This window comes from Marinobacter bryozoorum, from assembly GCF_023156245.1.
In the GTDB taxonomy this organism is placed as follows: Bacteria; Pseudomonadota; Gammaproteobacteria; order Pseudomonadales; family Oleiphilaceae; genus Marinobacter; species Marinobacter bryozoorum.
The window spans coordinates 1-18,328 of the sequence record NZ_JAKZAH010000010.1 but is presented as its reverse complement, the minus strand read 5'-3'; the positions used below and the strand labels follow the sequence as shown (position 1 = coordinate 18,328).

The following is an 18,328-nucleotide window of genomic DNA, read 5'->3' as shown; positions in this document are numbered from 1 at the left end:
GGTGTTTGTAGGTCGGCAGCAGAATGATGTTATGGCTCCAGGCGCACTACGGCATCACCAACCACCTTGGTCTCGCCATGCTGGTTGACCACGCTGAGTTCCAGCCGTGCCCTTTGTTCGCCGGCTTCTTCAAATCGTTCCGTGATCTTTCCGCTGCAGCTCAGTTCATCGTGGACGTGTGATATCGCCACGAAACGCATGCCGAAACTGACCAGGGCGTCCTGGGGCAGCCAGTTGGTGAGCATGCGGCCGAGGTAGGCGGAGGCCAGCATGCCATGGGCAAAGACATCGTCCATGCCATGATAGCGGGCGAAGTCCAGGTCCACGTGAATGGGGTTATGGTCGCCGGAAGCGCCGGCATATAACGCCAGGGTCAGTCGTGAAATGGGTGGCGTGGACAGGGGGGGAATCTCGTCCCCCACCTTGACGGAAGTGGTGTCGACATCAGGGCGCATAGGTCTTACCTGTGACGGATAATGATGATGGAACGAAGGTCGGCGAGCCTGTTCGGTTCCTGCTTGCCGGTTTCCCGGAAGACGGCGGTTTCCCGCACCACGAACTCCATGGCACCGGCCTTTTTCTGATAGATGTCGGTAATCCGGGAGTCAAAGGTCAACCGGTCACCCGCGCAGGCTACCTGGTGGTAACTGAAGTGTTGCTCGCCGTGCAGTACCTTGCCCAGCTCGATGCCCAGTGTGTCCATGTAGTCGTAGGGATTGTCCCGTTCCATATCCAGGCAGAACAGGAAGGTGGGAGGTACCGGCAGGGAGCGCCAGCCGGCTGCCCTTGCAGCGTCTTCGTCCAGGTACACCGGGTTGGTCTCACCAATCGCCTGGGCAAAGAAACGCAGTCGGCCGGCTTCAACCAGCTGGGTATGGACCGGCAACCGGAATCCGATAAAGCTTGGATCAATCATTGGAAGTACCTTGCAGGAAAGTACTGTGCATGGAAGGAACCATGAAGTTCCCCGCCAGCCCTGTGGGCCGGCGGGGTAGCGGCTCAGCCGGTGGTAACCGGCTTGAAATCACCGAACTCTTCCCGGAGCTTGGTCTTCAGCAGTTTGCCGGTGGCTGTGTGGGGCAGTTCGTCCACAAACAGGATATCGTCCGGCAGCCACCACTTGGCCACGTGCTCCTCAAGGAAGGACATCAGCTCTTCCTTGCCGATGGTGGCGTTGTCCTTGAGCACTGCAATCAGCAGGGGCCGCTCCTGCCACTTGGGATGGGCGATACCGATAACCGCGGCTTCTGCCACCTCGGGGTGGGAGACAGCGGCGTTTTCCAGCTCGATAGAGGATATCCACTCCCCGCCGGACTTGATCACATCCTTGGACCGGTCCACCAGTTGCAGGAAGCCGTCCGGGTCGATGGTGCCGATATCGCCAGTGGGGAAGAAGCCCTCGCTGTCCAGCTTGCTGCCTCCTTCCTGGCGGAAGTAGCCATTGGCAATCCACGGGCCTTTGACATAGAAGTGACCGGAGGTCTTGCCGTCCCAGGGCAGGCGTTCGCCGTCATCATTGACGATCTTGATTTCAACGCCCCAGATGCCACGGCCGGCCTTGGTCTTGAGCCTGGCCATGTCGTCATCGCTGAGGCTGTCATGCTTGGGCAGCGGTTTGTTGATAACGCCCAGCGGACTGGTCTCGGTCATGCCCCAGCCCTGGACCATGTCGATACCGGACTTGCGGAAACGTTCGATCATGGCAATCGGGGGGGCGGAGCCGCCCACACCCACGCCGGTCAGGCTCAGGTTGTCCAGGCTGGCACCCTCGGTGGAATCCAGGTACTGGAACAGCATCAGCCAGACCGTGGGAACCGCCATGGAGAAGGTGACATTCTCCTCCTTCATCAGCTGATAGACGCTTTCGCCGTCCAGGTGCTGACCTGGCAGGACCATCTTGGCACCGACCATGGGTGCGGAATAGGGCACGCCCCAGGCGTTGGCATGGAACATGGGCACGATCAGCAACATCGCAGTGCGGCTGCTGATTTCAAAGGCGTCCGGTGCCACCTGCATCAGCGAGTGCAGAACGGTGGAGCGATGGCCGTAGAGAACCCCTTTGGGGTTACCGGTGGTACCGGAGGTGTAGCACAGGGATGACGCGGTACGCTCGTCGAACTCCGGCCATTCGTAGTCGTCGCTGGCCGCTTCCATCAGCTCTTCATAGCAATAGAGGTTGGGCAGGTCGATGTCCGGCATGTGCTCCCGGTCCGTCATGGCCACGAAGGCCTCTACCGTCTCCAGCTGCGGTGCCAGCTGCTTCACCATGTCGGCAAAGGTGATGTCGAAGAACAGCACCTTGTCTTCGGCGTGGTTGATGATATAGGTCAGCTGTTCCGGAAACAGGCGCGGGTTAACCGTGTGCAGGATGGCACCGCTGCCAGAAACACCAAAGTACAGTTCGTAGTGGCGGTAGGTGTTCCAGGCCAGTGTGCCTACCCGGTCCTGGAAATCCACACCCAGGGTCTTGAGGGCGTTGGCCATTCTCTTGGAGCGATTGCGCAGTTCCCGGTAGTTGGTGCGGTGCATCGGACCTTCCACGGTCTTGGTGACGATCTCGGTTTCCGGGTGGAAGGTGGCGGCGTGCTCGATCAGTGACGAAATGAGCAGGGGCTTGTCTTGCATCAGTGCTTGCATGGCACTCTCCTGAAGTTGTTATGGTTGTCGCAGGGCTTTTGGGGCAGTGTCTCGTACGTCCGGGGCCGCGACGTCGTCCGATTCGACGATTTGTGGCAAGGGGGCCAGGCTTAACTCGTCGGATCAGACGACGCCCTTCCTGCGAGCGCTTTTTAAGCTGTGCGTTGCCCGGGACTACCCGGCAATACTGGACAGCAATATCACAACAACAAATGCACCCTGAGCTGGTGCAAAAAGGAGCTGTAATGCGTTACCTCACTATGCCCCGTTTCACTCGCCTCGCCCTTCCCCTGGCCGTTGCCGGAAGCCTGATGGCTGCCACGGCGGATGCAAAGAGCCTGCGCTATGCCACAGGTTACGCCGCCCAATCCATTGGCGCCGTGGCGGGTGATGCCTTTGCCGAGGCGCTTGACGAATACTCTGATGGCGAACTGACGGCAAAGGTCTATCCCCAGTCACTGCTCAGCTTTTCCGAGACCCCATCCGGTGTCCGGGATGGCCTTGCCGACAGTGGCCTGGTGTTAACGCCCTATTTCCCGGCGGAGTTTCCCAGCACCAACCTGGCAGCGGAAATCTCCATGCTGCTGGAGCTGACCGGCGCACCGGCGGAAACCGCCGGCCTGGCCTATGCCGGTGCCATGTCCGAGTACCTGTTCAACCACTGCCCGGAATGTACCGACGAATTTGATGCCCAGAACCAGGTGTTCATTGGCGGGGGTGGCACATCGCCTTACTTCCTGCTCTGTAACAAGCCGGTTCGCACCATGGAAGAACTGCAGGGCAAGCGCATGCGGATTGGTGGTGCCCAGTGGTCGCGCTGGGTGGAGAGCATGGGGGCGTCCCCGGTGTCTGTTCCCCAGCATGAAACCTATGAGGCCCTCAGCCAGGGTGTGGTGGACTGTTCCGTTCACTCCGCGCCGGAGCTGACCATTGTAAAACTGATGGAAGTGGTATCTGACCTGACCACCGGGGCACCTGGCGGCGTGTTTGCCGGTGTTGCGAACACGGTCAACAAGGACACCTGGGACAGCCTGGACGAAGGTGAGCGCAGTACTGTGCTACAAGCCTCTGCGGTGCTTTCAGCGGAGCTGAGCTGGGGCTACGCCGAGGCCGCCCTGGCGAACATGGAGACTGCTGACGAACTGGACAGTATCGAGATCCATGAGGCCAGCGATAAAATGAGGGCCCAGACCCGCCAGTTTATCGAGCAGGACCTGGATGCCATGGCCGCCACCTATGCCGAGAAATATGACATCAGCAATGCTGGTGAGATGATCGAGACCTTCAAGCCTATCCTCGAGAAGTGGGTTGCCCTGGTGGAAGGCGTCGACAGCGGCGAAGCCCTGGCAGAACTTTACTGGGAGGAAGTCTTCTCCAAGGTAGATGTTAGCCAGTACGGGCAGTAACCATACGACACCCCAGGAACCACAAGCTGTCCGGTGAGCTTCATCGCTCACCGGGCTGCGACAACAGGAGCGTTAAACCATGATCCTGCATAAACCTGAATTGATCGAGGAATACACGGGCAAGGGTTACTGGCGCGAGAAAAACCTGCTCCAGCGCTTTGCCGACAACTGCGCCGCCCACCCGGACCGGGAAGCGGTAGTGGATCCCCCCAACCGGGACGAGCTGGTGGGTACGCCAGCCCAGCGCCTGACCTGGGCGGAGTTTGGTCGGGCGGTAGATGCCACCGCGGCCGAGCTGGCAAGCCGGGGGTTCGGCAAGGACGACGTACTGGTGGCCCAGTTGCCCAATGTGTGGGAGCTGGCCATGCTGTACCTGGCGGCGGCGAAGGCTGGCGGGCTGCTTTCCGCCTTGCCTATGCAGTGGCGGCGCAAGGATGTGGGCTATGTAAAAGAAATGACCGGTGCCAGGTTCTATGTCTCGGCCGAGAGCTTCCACGGCTTTGACTACCAGGCCCTTGGCCAGGAGCTGGGTTTCGAGCAGTACATCGGCCTGAAGGAGCTGACCGATATTGCCCGCAGCGAGCCTGGCCGGCTACCCGATGTGCCGGTGGATGCCAACGACATTTTCACCCTGTGCTGGACTTCGGGTACCGAGGCGGACCCGAAGGGCTGCCCCATGAGTCACAACAACTGGGAGTACCTGATCAGCCTGGTGTTTACCACCTGCGGCTTGCAGCCGGCAGACCGTATCCTTTGTGTGGCACCCCTGGTCAATATGACGGCGGTGGGCGTGAACTATGTGCCCTGGCTTGCGGCGGCGGGAACCCTGGTGCTGCACCATCCGATCACGCCTGAGATCCTGCTGCGCCAGCTGACCGAAGAGCGCATCCAGTACACCATCCTGGTACCGGCGATGCTCAACATGATTGCCAAGCTGCCCAACGTGGACCAACTGGACCTGTCCAGTGTGCGAACCATTACCACCGGTTCAGCGCCACCCTCCGCCTGGTCCATGCAGGAGTTCAAGCGCCGTTGGGAAATCGATATTGTCAATATCTGGGGCCAGAACGAGGGCACCAGCCTGGTGGCCGGCCCGGCCGATGTGCCTGACCTGGACATGCGGGTGGACCACCTGCCCTGGTGGGGTAAGGAAGGCGTCGAGTGGCCCTCCGGAATCTATGGTGTCGAGGTAAAGATTCTCGGCGACCGGGATGAGGAAATCACCGAGCCCGGTGGCATCGGTGAGCTTTGCTATCGCAGCCCGGGGCTGTTTGCCGGCTATTTCCAGCGCCCGGATATCACCGAGCGTTCATTCACGGATGACGGTTTCTTCCGGACCGGTGACTTGTTCATCGTGCAGGATGCCAACCACGTAGGCTTCTACGATCGCAAGAAGGACATGGTGATTCGCGGCGGTTTCAACATCTCCAGTGTGGAGGTGGAGAACGCGGTACTCGGCTTCGACAAGGTGCAGGACGTGGCCGTGATACCCCAGCCGGATGACATCATGGGCGAGCGGGTGTGTATCTGCGTGGTGCCTGCGGATGAGGACAATCCGCCGACCCTGGAGGAAATCAACGACTACCTGAAGGAGCAGGGTATGAGTGTCTACAAGCTTCCCGAGAAGATGAAGCTGATTGAGGCCATCCCCCGTAACCCGGTGGGCAAGATTCTGAAGAAGGAATTGCGGTCAGCGTAACGCAAAGGGGCCGGGAGTTGCCTCCCGGCCCCTTGTTGCTGGTTGATCTTCGTTTTTACATGCCGTACTGGCTTGCATCCACCTTCGAGAAGACTTCATCCCAGTAGAGCTGTTGCAGCTCTTCCCGGGTTTTTACGTCTTTCACCAGCTCTACCCAGCGGGCCAGGCTTTCCCTGAATTCCGCGACCATCTCCCCTGAACGGTCGATGCTGTACTTCTCCTGGTAGCGGGATGCAATAGTGGCTGCGTCATTCTCAATGAAGTTGCGAGTTGCCGACTTGAGTTCATCACTGGCCTCATGCACGGTAATGTCTTCCATTTCTTCAATGAGTTCCCTGTTTTCCTCGTGCTCCTTCACGTAAAGGTGGGCAAGTTCAGCGGCGATGGCAGCTGAACCGTAAAGTACAGCCTCACGGTTCTCAGCGGACAAACCCTTCCAGGCGTCGGCATTCATATGTGTGGCAATGCCGCCGAATACGCCGCCGGGTACGCCCAGGGTGATGTCACTGGTCACTTCAATGAAGTTGAAGTTAGTCAGGTCCGGCAGGTTGTGGGCGGTGCAGTCCAGTACCCCCTGTCCCAGGCCTTCATAGACCTCGTTAACCGCCATGGAAATGGGAGAGGCGCTCATCGCCTCCACCCAGCGGGCCCACTGCGGGCCGCCAATGCGGATACGCTTGCCTTCGATGTCCTCCATCGTTACAACGGGCTTGTTACAGATCAGGGTGTAGGGGGTGCTACCGGAGATGCCAAGGAACACCTGGTTATTCTTGGTATATTCTTCGACACACTCGGGGCAGTTGTTGAAGACATATTCCGAGATGGCACCGCCAAAGGCATAGGTCGCTTCCCGGGCTGTGGTGTTATCCAGCTCCAGAAGCATGGTCAGCTCCGTCAGCATGATAGTGCTGGGGAACTCAGTCTGGAAATAGGGTGTTAGCACCGCGCCAAAGTCCGCCATGCCATCGCGCAGGCCAGGAGGCGTTTCCATAAAGCTCAGCAGGGATTGCATGTAGGGCTTTACGGTCAGGTCACCACCACTGCGATCCTTTAGCGCGTTGGAGAACACTTCAATACTCTTGGAGCCGATGGAGTTTGGCGTGGCGCCGGAAGCAAAGCTCAGCTCGCGAGCTTCCACGTTGCCGGCGGCTAGCATGCCGGTCAGGGCGGCGCCGGCTATAAAGCCGGCTATCGGGGTTTTCAGGTAAGTCATCGGGTACTCCCGTTCATTGTTGTTGTATTGTGTTGTGGCTCAGCTCACCTTGCGGTCCCGGTCGGACCAGTGTTCTTCCCTCAGCTTGTACTTGAGCAGCTTGCCCGCCGGGGACAGGGGCAGTTCGTCACGGATTTCCACGCTGCGGGGGATCTTGTAGTTGGCGATCAGGGTCTTGCAGTGGGCCATGACCTCATCCAGGGTCAGCTCGGCGTCGTCATTTACCACGACGGTGGCATGGACACGCTCACCCCAGTCTTCATCCGGAACGCCGATGACCGCGCACTGGGCCACCTGGGGCATCTGCAGCAGGGCTTCCTCCACCTCGGCGGAATAGACGTTCTCGCCACCGGTGACAATCATGTCCTTGATGCGGTCCACGACATAGACAAAGCCGTCGTCATCCATGTAACCGGCATCGCCGGTGTGCATCCAGCCGTTGCGCAGGGCCTGCGCGGTCTGCTCGGGCTTGTTCCAGTAACCCTGCATGACCACCGGGCCCCGGGCCACGATCTCACCACGGGTGCCGTTGGGCACAGTGTTGTCTTCGCCATCCACGATGCGGATTTCCACCATGGGCAGTGGTCGACCGGCGGACATCATCTTACCGCTTTCAAAGCCTTCGTCAGTGTGCCAGTCCTTGGTCAGAATGGTGACCGTCGGCGACAGCTCGGTCATGCCGTAGGCTTGCAGGAAGCCGGCGCTGGGCATCGCCTGGCGAGCCTTGTTCAGCAGGGTACTGTCCATGGGAGAGGCGCCGTACATCATGTGCTGCAGGCCGCTGAGGTCATAGTTGCCGAACTCCGGGTGAGCCAGCACCATTCGCAGCATGGTAGGCACCAGGAAGGTTTCGATTACGCCCTCGTTCTGGATCGCCTCCAGCACCGCCTTGGGTTCGAACATGGGAAGTATCACGTTGGTGCTGTGGCGGGCGACCGCCTGCAGGATCAGCCCGGTACCGGCAACGTGGAAGGTGGGTGCCGCATGCAGGGTCACCGAACGCGTCGGCATGTTTGCCACCGCCTGGGAGCCCAGTCCGTTACTGAACAGGTTCATGTGGCTGAGCATGACGCCCTTGGGCTTACCGGTAGTGCCACCGGTGTACATCACCGCTGCCAGGTCGTCCTTGCTGCGCAGGGTGTCTTCCATTTCCTCGTTGTCGCGGACCAGGTCTTCGAAATTATGGGTGCCGTCCGGGGTTTCCTTGTCGCCGGAGTAGATTACCGTGCTCAGGGATTTCGAACCTTCCTTCAACGGATTGATCATGGGGCTGAAGGTGTCGTCCACAACCAGGAACGTACTTTCACAGTCGTCCAGGGAATAGATGATCTCTGCCGGGCTCCAGCGGATATTCACCGGGTTGATAACACCCCCGGCCCAGAAGGTGGCATAGATGGCTTCCGCGTAGCGGTCCGAGTTTAGGCTCAGAATCGCTACCCGGTCGCCTTCTTTGAGTCCCAGCTTTTTCAGGCCTGCGGCCAACCGGGCAATGCGGGAGACAAACTCCCGGTAGCTGTGGCGGCGGCCATGGCAGACCGTGGCGGTCTGGTTCGGTGCCTCGATCAGGGCTTTGTGCAGGGGTTGCGTCAGGTACATGTGTTCGGGTCTCCTTGTTTCTTGTTATCAGTGCTGGTTCAGAAGCCGTGCTTGTCTACGTCGACTTTTGAGTAGACTTCATCCCAGTAGAGCTTGGTGAGTGCCTCGGGGGAGTCGATATCGTCGACCATGTTGGCCCACTTTTCGATGATGGGGCGGAAGTCCTCCAGCATCTCCTCGCCGTCAGCAATGCCATACCGCTCCTGGTAAGCGCTGGCGATCTGCTCCAGGTCAGCCCGGATAAAGTTCCGGTTGGCTTCGACCAGGCCCTCTGAAGGCGCATGGACGGTGATGTCTTCCCGCTCGCGAGCCGTCTCCAGGTTGTCCAGGCTGGCCTGCGCGTAGGCCCAGGTGATGTCAGCGGAAGTCACCGCAGTGGCGTACATCACAGCTTCCCGCTGGGTGGTGTCCAGCGACTGCCAGAAGTCCCGATTGATGCTGTTGCTGGAAGTACCGTAAACCCCACCCGGCACATCTGTGGTGATATGGGTGACCACTTCCATCATCTTGAAAATCGTCAGTTCCGGTGTGGACTGGATAGTGCAGTCCAGAACGCCCTGGCTGATACCTTCATACATTTCATTCACTGACATGGACACCGGTGAGGCCTCCATGGCTTCGGCCCAGCGTGACCAGTTGGCGCCGCCGTGGCGAAGGCGTTTGCCTTTGAGGTCTTCGACGGTGGTTACGGGTTCATTGCACAGCAACATGTAGCGGGTGCTGGCCCCACCACCGGCGTAGACCTGGTTCTGTTGTGTGAATTCATCCAGGCAGGACTCGCAGTGGTTGAACAGGTATTCCGCTATGGCGCCCCCGAAGGCCATGCCGGCCCGGTGTTGTTCAAGGTCGGTGAATTCGAGCAGCATTGATGACTCACCCACCAGGTTGGCGCGGGGATATTCGGTCGAGGCATAGGTCAGCAGCACGGCGCCGGCATCCGCCATGCCATCCCGCAGGCCATCGGACATTTCCATGAAGTTGAGTAGCGTCTGGGGGTAAACCTTGCCAGTCAGGGTGCCGTCGGAATATTCCTTCAGGGCTTCCACGTACCGGTCGGCGGCCTTGGATCCTATGGAGTTGGGCGGGTAGCCGGTGGCGTACTTCAGTTCGGTGGCCTGGGCCTGGCCCAGCATGGCGGTCGACAGAACAGCGGCCGAAACCACGGCGGGCAGGTGTAGGGCTTTACGCATCGGGACATCTCCTGGTTATTGCGGCCCGTTTCTGTGAGCCGCTTTTTGTTGTGGGATGGAGCATCGAGCGTTGGCTTGGTGGCTGTCTGATAATTCTTGTTTTGTGATATCTGGACAGTAGCTCTCAAGCTAGGCTACGAGTAGTCCGTCAGCTATCGTCGGAAACGACGAATTGTGCAGTTTTGGGGTTAACCGATAGCCGGGGCAGGCCTGGATGAGTGCGGCCGTAATGGCTGGGGCGAGGATCAGAGAGGGGGCGGGAGCCGCCCCTGCTGGGTGGCTCCCGGGTGGAGTTCAGTTAGCCGGCGAACTCATCGTTGCAGGCCTGTTTCATGGCAGTCCGGTATTCCGCTGCCAGGCGCTGACACAGCTCCGCTGCGGACGGGTCATCCTGGATAGCGCCGACACCATGTCCGGCGGACCAGACGTTCTTCCAGGCCTTGGCCTCGTTCTCCATATCGAGGCCGCCATGGGCTTCGTCGCTGGCCAGGTCCAGGCCGGCCGCTTCTATGCTGGGCCGAAGGAAATTGGCGTTCACTCCGGAGACCTTGGGGGTGTAGACGATATCGGCGGCATGGGTGTCACGAACCATCGCCTTGTACTCGGGCTGTACCATGGACTCCCTGGTCGCCAGGAAGCGGGTGCCAAGATAGGCGAGGTCAGCCCCCATAAGCCGTGATGCCGCGACCTGGGCGCCGGTGCTGATACTGCCGGCGAGGATCACGGTGCCGTCGAACACCTGGCGGATTTCCTGCACCAGCGCAAACGGGCTCACGGTGCCTGCATGGCCACCAGCGCCTGCAGACACTGCGATAATGCCATCCACACCAGCCTCGGCGGCCTTCTCCGCATGGCGGCGGTTGATGACGTCATGGAACACCAGGCCACCGTAGGAATGCACCGCTTTTACCACTTCAGGCACCGCGCCCAGTGAGGTGATCACCAGCGGCACCTTGTATTTTACGACCTGCTCCAGGTCTGCCTGCAGGCGGGGGTTGGAGCGGTGAACAATCAGGTTGACCCCATAGGGCGCAGCATCCTTGCCTTCAAGGCGCCGTTCAATTTCTTCCAGCCACTCGACAAAGCCCTCGGTAGAGCGCTGGTTGAGGGCAGGAAAGGTGCCTACGACACCGTTGAGGCAGGTTTCCACCACCAGGTCCGGACCGGACGTGAGAAACATGGGTGCAGCAATGGCCGGGACTTTGAGCCGGCCCTGGAAGGAAGCGGGAATAGCCATGATGACAATCTCCAGGTTTATTGTTTCAAAGCGTTCCCCTGCATAGTGGCACGATTGACCGCTGTGCCATTCGTCGGTTCTGACGAGTTATTCTGATGGACGGAGGGAATAAGATAGTCGGTCAAGAGTGTTTGCCCATAAGAACGACAAGGACCAGCAACCATGACGACTGTAAAGACTACCCCCGGCGTGGCAGCCACTGAGCGCGAAGACGGCACCCTGTTTCTTGATATGGTGCGGCGCATTCTCCAGCAGGAAGTCGCGCCCTACTATGAAAGCTGGGAGGAAGCCCACCAGGTTCCCAGGGAACTCTGGAGCAAGCTGGGCGAGGCTGGCCTGCTTGGCGTGGACCTTCCCGAGGAATACGGCGGCTCTGACGCAGGGCCGGATATCTGCCTGATGATCGTTGAGGAAATATCACGGCAGGGTTTCGGGGGGCTGACCGGTGGCTACAACATCCATTCAAATATTGTTATTCCCTACATTGAACGGCTGGGCACCGACGCGCAAAAGGCCCATTGGCTGCCGCAGATGGCAAGTGGCGAGGTGCTGGGCGCGATTGCCATGACGGAACCGGGTGCCGGCAGTGACCTGGCCGGTATGCGTACCTCCGCCCAGAAAGTGGATGGAGGCTGGAAAATCAACGGCGCCAAGGTTTTTATAACCAACGGTATCCTGGCGGACATGGTTATTGTCTGTGCCAAGACGGATCCCGGTGCCGGGGCTCGCGGGGTGTCACTGTTCATGGTTGATACCACCCTGCCAGGATTCTCTCGTGGCAAGTCGATCCGCAAGATTGGCCAGCACGCCAGCGATACCGCTGAGCTGTTCTTCGATGACCTGGTCGTTCCGGACGATGCCCTGCTGGGTGAGGCCGGCAAGGGCTTTGGCTATCTGATGCAGGAGCTGCCCCGTGAACGTCTGGGCGTTGCTGCCCAAGCGCTGGGAGCCATCGAGGGGGCCCTGCAGCTGACACTGGACTATGTGCAGGATCGCCGGGCGTTTGGTCAGCGCATTGCGGATTTCCAGAACACCCGGTTTACCCTGGCACAGGTTCGGGCAGACCTGGATATGGGGCGCGGGTATTACAACCAGTGCCTGCAGCGTTACCTGGCCGGCGAAATGACTGCGGTGGATGCCGCTGTGATCAAGTTGCAACTCACCGAGATGCAATGCAGCTGTATCGATCGCTGTATGCAGCTGTTCGGTGGTTACGGTTATACGGTCGAATATCCAATCTCCCGGTTCTATGTGGATGCCCGGGTACAGACAGTCTATGCCGGTACTTCTGAAATCATGAAGGAAGTCATTGCTCGCGATATGCTGGGGCGAGCGCAATAATCGGGGATGAGACCTATGGACTGGCAGGCATATATCGATACCGGAAAACTGGCTAAATGGATGGCCGGGCAGGGGCTTGGCGACGGTGAGGTCACCGGTGCGCACTTGCTTGGGGGTGGTACCCAGAACCTCCTCCTGCGCTTTGACTACAACGGGCGAAGCCTTGTGCTTCGGCGGCCGCCGCCGCATCTTCGCGCCAATTCCAACGAAACCATGCGCCGTGAAATGCGCATGCTCGAGGCGCTGGCGGACTCTGACGTGCCACATCCCCGGCTTGTGGCCGGTTGCCCTGACGAAGCGGTGCTTGGTGCCGCTTTCTATCTGATGGAGCCGGTGGAAGGCTTTGCGCCGGTGAATGGCCTGCCGGAACTCCACGCTTCGGATGCGGCGATCCGGCACCGCATGGGCCTGTCGCTGGTGGAGGGGATCACTGCCCTGGGCGCGGTGGATTACCAGGCTGTTGGCCTTACCGGGTTTGGCAAACCGGACAATTACCTTGAGCGCCAGGTGAATCGCTGGCGCCAGCAGCTCAAGGGTTACGGAGACTTCCCCGGCTGGTCCGGCCCGCAGGCCATTCCCGGTGTGGAGACCGTCGCTGGCTGGCTGGATCGTCACCGGCCTTCGTCCTTTGAGCCGGGTATCATCCACGGTGACTACCACCTTGGTAACGTCATGTACCGTCACGACAGTGGCGAACTGGCGGCGATTGTGGACTGGGAACTGACTACAATCGGTGACCCGTTGCTCGACCTGGGTTGGCTACTGGCCACCTGGCCAGGGGAAACACCGGCCGACGACACCATAGAAGGTTTCCGCATTCAGCCCTGGGAAGGCTTTCCGGATGCCGATGAGCTGGTTGAACATTACCGCGCCCGTACCCATCGGGATACGTCCAGCATTGACTGGTACGCGGTACTCGCCTGCTACAAGCTTGGTATTATCCTGGAGGGAACCCACGCCCGCGCCTGCGCGGGTAAGGCCCCGAAAGCCACGGGCGACCTGCTACACGCCAGCACCGTAGCGCTGTTCGAACGGGCTCTGGGCTGGGTGCGCTGACACCGGTCTAAGCCACCTGGGATAAGCCGCCCCAGCACTGCCCCGCGTGCCGCCTGATACCGCTCACCCTGAGCCTGTCGAAGGGTGGCTCCCACCAGTTCTGAGACTTTTCCGCTCGCCGGCCTTGTTGCTTTTCTGGCTGCCCTTCGACAAGCTCAGGGCGAACGGGGAGTGGCCGTACCGATCCTGGCTTTGGCTTGGTGTTATTCAAGGGACCGTTCACCCTGAGCCTGTCGAAGGGTGTTCCTCGCCAGCTCAGACACCCTTCTCCAGTCACCAGTAATCATTGCCTCTTTCTTCTTTCGGCTCCAGCCCTTTATCCGCCGTTCGCAGGCCAGGGCTTCGTCCCGTGTAGGGAATGGTTGACTGAAAACCAGCTCTACCGGGAGCCGGCTGGCGGTATAGCAGGTTGGGAAGGTGCGGAACTTGTGTTGCTCAATACGTTGGTCGAGGTTATCAGTGTGGCCGGTGTAGTAGCTGTAGTCTGCACAACGGAGAATGTATACCCAGAACGTCATGAACGCCTCGTTGGTTTCCCTGGTTAAAGGCCTTTCGACAAGCCCCCTTCGACGGGCTCCCTTCGACAGGCTCAGGGTGAGCGGGGTTTGGTCGTAGGAATCTCGTTTTGCCCCCTTCGATTCAGGCTCCGTTCACCCTGAGCTCGTCGAAGGGTGATTTGGCCGCCGACTACCAGCGCCTTTTCGTTATTCCTTCGACAGGCTCAGGGTGAGCGGGAGTCTCAAGGGCCGGTTCTTGAGCGGGAGAATAGGCTATATGCCGCGCCTGTGAAACGCCGCAAGATCACACATATTGCGCGGTGCTATTTCCCCGGTTCTCTACACCAGGCCCCGGGGGCATGGCTGCGCCCTTTCAGCTGGTTTTATGGGAGGAAGGAATCGCGTAGGTGACTACTGCATGGGCTACCGGCTTTTCGAGGTGGCCTTCGGAGTAGATGTTCACCTCTGTCAGCACTGAGCGGCGGCCCAGGTGGAGCAGGGTGCCCCTGGCGAGCAGGGCCTTGCCGGATTCCGGTTTGCGCAGGAAGTTGATGTTCAGGTTGCTGGTGACCGCCAGGGGCACGATGCCGATATGGGACAGTACCACTACATAAGCGGCCGTATCCGCGGTTGCCATCATGGTGGGGCCGGACACGGTGCCGCCGGGGCGCAGGTGGGATTCGTCCACTGGCTGGCGGACCCAGGCTTCGTTGTCATCCACGCTTTCCACGGTGATGGTCGCCTGGGGAAACTCGCCGCTCATGAATGCCTGTAGCTCGTCAGCACTGACCTGGGTTGCCATCGGTTGATTCCTCGTTGTGTTGGTTGGTTACTTCGCCGGGCCAGGCTCGCTGGCCTGTCCCAGTGCCTGCTGCATGTCCAGTTCCAGGGCGGGCAGCTGGTGGGCAGCTTCACTGATGGCCTGGATGTCCAGTTGCTCTGCCCGGGCGATTTCCCCGAGAGCACTCCAGGCGTCAGCGCTGCGCTGACAGGCCTCCGCAGCGGTCGCGAAGGCAGTGTCGCCGGTGGCATGGGCCACGTCCCGGCAGAAGCTGGCTTCCAGCCGGCGGAAGAAGCCCCCACCTGTGCCAGCCTTTTCCACGAACACCGGTATGCTTCTCACGGCAGCAGTCAGCTCATCGGGATCCAGGCGGTAGGGCCAGGTGATGATGTCATCGGCGAATGCCTGGACACCCTCCACGCCGGATGCCACCAGGCTCCCTTCAGGCAGGCTGGATACGTCGAACAGCAGGGCATCTTCGCCGCCAAGCACCCGCGTAGCCGAGGCGGCGGCCTCCCGGGCGCAAGTCAGCAGATCGGGTAACCGAGCCGGAAAACGCATGGGATAGGTGGCGAACCGGTTAGGGCCGGGAAAGCCATTGGAGCCGTGTGCCCGACGGAAGGCCTCCATGGGCACTTCCTGGATATCTTCCCGGTCGTTATCCACGATGAAAACGGTGTTCTGCCGGTCATCGTAACCAATAACCACCACATCGTGGCGGGTGTTGGATAACCGCACCCGCAGGTAGGGGAGCTCTGCAATATCGCACCAGACCATGACCGGGTGGCCGGCGTCTATCTCGTCCTTTACCGAGCGCCAGGCCTCCTGTGGGTCGTCTGTCTGCTGACGGCGGGTATCGATATTCAGCCGCCGGCAGAAATCCAGCTCCATATCGGCGTTGCGGCCTACCAGGTATATGGGCGGGGTGAGGCCGGGGTACCGGGTATACATAAAAGACAGCCCGCCCCCAAGGCCGAACACCAGGCCCTCACCCGGTAATCCGTCACCGGGCAGGTTGTCCCAGCCCAGCGCGGCCCAGTGCAGCAGGTCTCGAAGGGCGCCTGAGCCGCAGTGGCCGCCGAGTTGGTGGGGGTAGGGGGCGATGATTACTCGGCTCATTTGGGTTCACTCCACTGCTGACGAAGGATTTTCTTGTCGAGTTTGCCGTAAGCGGTCACCGGAAGGCTGTCGACCAGGTGAATGGCCTTGGGGACCTTGTATTTTGACAGGGTTGCCTTGCAGTGGGCCAGCAGCTCGGCTGTATCCGGTGATGTGTCGGGCTGGGGTACCACAAAGGCAGTCACCGCTTCACCCCAATCCGGGTCTGGCAGCCCAACCACGGCCACCTGGGCGACGCCCTCACAGGGCTGCAGGGCGTTCTCAACTTCCGAGGTGTACACGTTCATGCCGCCACTGATGATCATGTCATTTTTGCGGTCGAGCAGGTAAAGATACCCCTCGGCGTCCAGCCGGCCAATATCCCCGGTATGTACCCAGCCATCCACCAGTGTGGAAGCGGTTTTCTCCGGCAACTGGTGGTAGCCCAGCATGTTATAGGGGGTCAGGGTAGTGACTTCGCCGCTTTCACCCACCGGAACTTCGTTGCCCAGGTCATCAACGATTCGCACCCTCGACATAGTTGCGGGCTGGCCGCAACTGAGCAGGCGCTCGGGATGCGCGGGGTCGTGGTCTTCCCGGCGTAGCCGGGTGATGAAGTTTGGTGCTTCCGTCTGGCCATAGAGCTGCATGAAAACAGGGCCGAAGGTGGCCAGGCCCTGCTGCAGGCGGTCCACGGTTATCGGGGCGGCACCGTACAGCATGGTGCGCAGGGCGCCCAGATCCGGTGCCGGGCCGGGCTGCTCGTCGAGCCAGTCCAGTAACCGGTAGATCATGGTGGGCACCATAAAGGTGAGGGTTACCCGATCTTCGCTGATCCGGCGGATCACGGTGGTCGGATCGAAGCCGGGCTCGATAAAGTGGGTGGCGCCCTTGAGCAGGCCCGTCAGTAACAGCATGCCAGCGGCGTGGGGCAGCGGGGATGTCAGCAATAGTCGTTCATCGTCCTGCAGTCCCAGTTCGGTCAGGTGAGAGAACAGGTTCAGGTAGACATTCTGCTGGCTGTGCATCACGCCCTTGGGTTTGCCCGTGGTGCCCCCGGTGTAGCCAATAAACGCGAGCTGGTCCGGGGTGATGTCCACCTGGGTGTATTCCGGACGTGCGTGGGCCAGGAAGCCTTGCCAGGGTAGCATCCCGGTCGGGCACGGGGCGCTGTCACCAACCACAATAACGGTGTCGAGGTCTGGCAGTTGCGAGCGCTTTGCTTCCAGCAGCTCCACCCGGCGTGCATCCACAATGGCTACCCGGACCCCAGCATCCGCCAGGATGTAGAGCACTTCATCATCACTGAGCATATCGTTCAGGGGCACCTTGATGGCCCCGGCCTGGATCACGCCCTGATCGGCAATGGCAAATTCCAGGCAGTTGGCCATGGCAATGGCCACCGGTGTACCGGGGCGAACGCCCAGGTCAATCAGGCCATTGCCCGCGCGAATTGATTGCTGCAGCAATTCCTCATAGGTCAGCATGTCCCCGTTCATGGTCAGGGCGCAACGGTTGCCGAAACGGCTCAGGGCGCCGGTATAAAGGGATTTGAGCGTAAGCAGGTCTGAGGGCATGGCGGAAGGCATCATGGCGTGACAGGAATCCTTTTATTGTTGTTGATTTTCACCTTAACGGGCGCCGTTTGTCCGAGCATCGTCGGATCGGACGATGCTCCGCTCCGACGGGCTGATTACCGTGGATTGTTCTACCCATGTTCCATAATGGCAGGAGAAAACAACAATGAACGATCTGGACTACACCGGGAAGACGGTACTGGTAGTGGGCGGCTCCAGCGGTATCGGTAATGGTATTGCCCAGGCTTTCCGTGCCCGGGGCGCCGAGGTACATGTATGGGGCACGCGGGCGTCGGCGGACGACTATGATGCCGCCGAGGGTTCGGATCTTGGCGGCCTGCACTATACGCAGGTGGATGTGGGTGATATGGATGCGATTGAACGTGTCCAGCCTGCCTTCGACAAACTCGATGTGCTGATCCTGTGCCAGGGTGTGGTGGTCTACAAGCGCGGCGAGTTCGAGCGGGATGGATGGGACCATGTCATCAATGTGAACCTCAACAGCCTGCGGACCTGCGCCATGAAGTTCCACGACCAGCTTGCCGAAAGCCAGGGCTCGTTGATCATTGTAAGTTCGACGGCGGCGTTCCATTCCACCAAGGGCAACCCGGCCTACAATGCCTCCAAGGCAGGGGCGGTGGCACTGGTGCGCACCCTTGGCGAGGCCTGGGCACCCGAGGGTATCGCGGTCAACGGCATTGCACCCGGGTTTGTCGCTACCAAGATGACGAAAGTGACCACCGACAACCCGAAACGCAAGCAGATGGCCGAGGCAGCCATTCCGGTAGGGCGGATGGGCGAGCCCCATGAAATGGCGGGACCTGCCTTGTTCCTGGCCTCACCGCTGGCTTCCTACATGCGGGGGCAGACGTTGATTGTGGATGGGGGGCTTACACTTTCCTGACGAGCGTTTTTTGCCACGGAATCCATATATGGTCTCCTCCCCGTTTGCAAGGCTCCAGAGTCTGATGAGGGACAGGTTGCTGCCATATATCCGGCC

Annotated in this window: 16 protein-coding genes; 5 read left to right on the top strand and 11 right to left on the bottom strand. The window is 60.1% G+C overall.

The window, feature by feature from the left end; all coding sequences use genetic code 11:
- Positions 1 to 29 precede the first annotated feature (29 nt).
- The 3 genes from MLC59_RS07765 to MLC59_RS07755 all read right to left on the bottom strand — a co-directional run bounded on the left by MLC59_RS07765 (position 30) and on the right by MLC59_RS07755 (position 2,637).
- Complete coding sequence (locus tag MLC59_RS07765) at positions 30 to 455, bottom strand: MaoC family dehydratase (RefSeq protein ID WP_248233059.1); 426 nt, start codon at positions 453 to 455, stop codon at positions 30 to 32.
- A 5-nt stretch (positions 456 to 460) separates the two neighbouring features.
- Positions 461 to 916 (bottom strand): MaoC family dehydratase N-terminal domain-containing protein, encoded by a 456-nt coding sequence (locus MLC59_RS07760; RefSeq protein ID WP_248233058.1) that lies wholly within the window; start codon positions 914 to 916, stop codon positions 461 to 463.
- A gap of 83 nt (positions 917 to 999) precedes the next feature.
- Positions 1,000 to 2,637: a long-chain-fatty-acid--CoA ligase gene (locus tag MLC59_RS07755; protein WP_248233056.1), complete on the bottom strand. Its 1,638-nt coding sequence runs from the start codon at positions 2,635 to 2,637 to the stop codon at positions 1,000 to 1,002.
- A 245-nt stretch (positions 2,638 to 2,882) separates the two neighbouring features.
- Between MLC59_RS07755 and MLC59_RS07750 the strand changes: the two genes are divergently transcribed.
- Positions 2,883 to 4,043, top strand: a complete 1,161-nt coding sequence (locus tag MLC59_RS07750) for a C4-dicarboxylate TRAP transporter substrate-binding protein (protein WP_248233053.1) — start codon at positions 2,883 to 2,885, stop codon at positions 4,041 to 4,043.
- Between the two features lie 79 nt (positions 4,044 to 4,122).
- Positions 4,123 to 5,742 (top strand): class I adenylate-forming enzyme family protein, encoded by a 1,620-nt coding sequence (locus MLC59_RS07745; protein WP_248233050.1) that lies wholly within the window; start codon positions 4,123 to 4,125, stop codon positions 5,740 to 5,742.
- Positions 5,743 to 5,797: 55 nt separating this feature from the next.
- Here the strand turns inward: MLC59_RS07745 and MLC59_RS07740 are convergent, their stop codons facing one another.
- The 4 genes from MLC59_RS07740 to MLC59_RS07725 all read right to left on the bottom strand — a co-directional run bounded on the left by MLC59_RS07740 (position 5,798) and on the right by MLC59_RS07725 (position 10,978).
- A complete protein-coding gene (locus MLC59_RS07740) occupies positions 5,798 to 6,955 on the bottom strand; it encodes a C4-dicarboxylate TRAP transporter substrate-binding protein (RefSeq protein WP_248233044.1) in 1,158 nt (385 codons plus the stop codon).
- A gap of 39 nt (positions 6,956 to 6,994) precedes the next feature.
- Complete coding sequence (locus MLC59_RS07735; RefSeq protein WP_248233043.1) at positions 6,995 to 8,551, bottom strand: long-chain-fatty-acid--CoA ligase; 1,557 nt, start codon at positions 8,549 to 8,551, stop codon at positions 6,995 to 6,997.
- A gap of 38 nt (positions 8,552 to 8,589) precedes the next feature.
- Positions 8,590 to 9,741, bottom strand: coding sequence for a C4-dicarboxylate TRAP transporter substrate-binding protein (locus tag MLC59_RS07730; protein WP_248233041.1), 1,152 nt, complete (start codon positions 9,739 to 9,741; stop codon positions 8,590 to 8,592).
- 298 nt (positions 9,742 to 10,039) lie between these two features.
- Positions 10,040 to 10,978 (bottom strand): NAD(P)H-dependent flavin oxidoreductase, encoded by a 939-nt coding sequence (locus tag MLC59_RS07725; protein WP_248233039.1) that lies wholly within the window; start codon positions 10,976 to 10,978, stop codon positions 10,040 to 10,042.
- 162 nt (positions 10,979 to 11,140) lie between these two features.
- Here MLC59_RS07725 and MLC59_RS07720 point away from each other — a divergent pair, with 162 nt between their 5' ends.
- Entirely contained in the window at positions 11,141 to 12,319 is a 1,179-nt protein-coding gene (locus MLC59_RS07720) for an acyl-CoA dehydrogenase family protein (RefSeq protein ID WP_248233037.1), read from the top strand.
- Positions 12,320 to 12,334: 15 nt separating this feature from the next.
- Complete coding sequence (locus tag MLC59_RS07715) at positions 12,335 to 13,375, top strand: phosphotransferase family protein (protein ID WP_248233034.1); 1,041 nt, start codon at positions 12,335 to 12,337, stop codon at positions 13,373 to 13,375.
- 203 nt (positions 13,376 to 13,578) lie between these two features.
- On the opposite strand, the gene MLC59_RS07710 is transcribed toward MLC59_RS07715, so the two are convergent.
- The 4 genes from MLC59_RS07710 to MLC59_RS07695 form a co-directional block, all read right to left on the bottom strand.
- Positions 13,579 to 13,893, bottom strand: coding sequence for a GIY-YIG nuclease family protein (locus MLC59_RS07710; RefSeq protein ID WP_248233031.1), 315 nt, complete (start codon positions 13,891 to 13,893; stop codon positions 13,579 to 13,581).
- A 352-nt stretch (positions 13,894 to 14,245) separates the two neighbouring features.
- A complete protein-coding gene (locus MLC59_RS07705) occupies positions 14,246 to 14,674 on the bottom strand; it encodes a PaaI family thioesterase (RefSeq protein ID WP_248233028.1) in 429 nt (142 codons plus the stop codon).
- Between the two features lie 27 nt (positions 14,675 to 14,701).
- Complete coding sequence (locus MLC59_RS07700) at positions 14,702 to 15,772, bottom strand: BtrH N-terminal domain-containing protein (protein WP_248233025.1); 1,071 nt, start codon at positions 15,770 to 15,772, stop codon at positions 14,702 to 14,704.
- Positions 15,769 to 17,343, bottom strand: coding sequence for an AMP-binding protein (locus MLC59_RS07695; protein ID WP_248233021.1), 1,575 nt, complete (start codon positions 17,341 to 17,343; stop codon positions 15,769 to 15,771). The genes MLC59_RS07700 and MLC59_RS07695 overlap by 4 nt, the downstream gene beginning before the upstream one ends.
- A 151-nt stretch (positions 17,344 to 17,494) precedes the next feature.
- Between MLC59_RS07695 and MLC59_RS07690 the strand changes: the two genes are divergently transcribed.
- Entirely contained in the window at positions 17,495 to 18,232 is a 738-nt protein-coding gene (locus tag MLC59_RS07690) for an SDR family NAD(P)-dependent oxidoreductase (RefSeq protein WP_248233018.1), read from the top strand.
- Positions 18,233 to 18,328: the final 96 nt, after the last annotated feature.

Bases quoted from the DNA above. Each gene is read 5' to 3' on its own strand.
- MLC59_RS07765 (WP_248233059.1), bottom strand. From the start codon at position 455: ATGCGCCCTGATGTCGACACCACTTCCGTCAAGGTGGGGGACGAGATT.
- MLC59_RS07760 (WP_248233058.1), bottom strand. From the start codon at position 916: ATGATTGATCCAAGCTTTATCGGATTCCGGTTGCCGGTCCATACCCAG.
- MLC59_RS07755 (WP_248233056.1), bottom strand. From the start codon at position 2,637: ATGCAAGCACTGATGCAAGACAAGCCCCTGCTCATTTCGTCACTGATC.
- MLC59_RS07750 (WP_248233053.1), top strand. From the start codon at position 2,883: ATGCGTTACCTCACTATGCCCCGTTTCACTCGCCTCGCCCTTCCCCTG.
- MLC59_RS07745 (WP_248233050.1), top strand. From the start codon at position 4,123: ATGATCCTGCATAAACCTGAATTGATCGAGGAATACACGGGCAAGGGT.
- MLC59_RS07740 (WP_248233044.1), bottom strand. From the start codon at position 6,955: ATGACTTACCTGAAAACCCCGATAGCCGGCTTTATAGCCGGCGCCGCC.
- MLC59_RS07735 (WP_248233043.1), bottom strand. From the start codon at position 8,551: ATGTACCTGACGCAACCCCTGCACAAAGCCCTGATCGAGGCACCGAAC.
- MLC59_RS07730 (WP_248233041.1), bottom strand. From the start codon at position 9,741: ATGCGTAAAGCCCTACACCTGCCCGCCGTGGTTTCGGCCGCTGTTCTG.
- MLC59_RS07725 (WP_248233039.1), bottom strand. From the start codon at position 10,978: ATGGCTATTCCCGCTTCCTTCCAGGGCCGGCTCAAAGTCCCGGCCATT.
- MLC59_RS07720 (WP_248233037.1), top strand. From the start codon at position 11,141: ATGACGACTGTAAAGACTACCCCCGGCGTGGCAGCCACTGAGCGCGAA.
- MLC59_RS07715 (WP_248233034.1), top strand. From the start codon at position 12,335: ATGGACTGGCAGGCATATATCGATACCGGAAAACTGGCTAAATGGATG.
- MLC59_RS07710 (WP_248233031.1), bottom strand. From the start codon at position 13,893: ATGACGTTCTGGGTATACATTCTCCGTTGTGCAGACTACAGCTACTAC.
- MLC59_RS07705 (WP_248233028.1), bottom strand. From the start codon at position 14,674: ATGGCAACCCAGGTCAGTGCTGACGAGCTACAGGCATTCATGAGCGGC.
- MLC59_RS07700 (WP_248233025.1), bottom strand. From the start codon at position 15,772: ATGAGCCGAGTAATCATCGCCCCCTACCCCCACCAACTCGGCGGCCAC.
- MLC59_RS07695 (WP_248233021.1), bottom strand. From the start codon at position 17,343: ATGATGCCTTCCGCCATGCCCTCAGACCTGCTTACGCTCAAATCCCTT.
- MLC59_RS07690 (WP_248233018.1), top strand. From the start codon at position 17,495: ATGAACGATCTGGACTACACCGGGAAGACGGTACTGGTAGTGGGCGGC.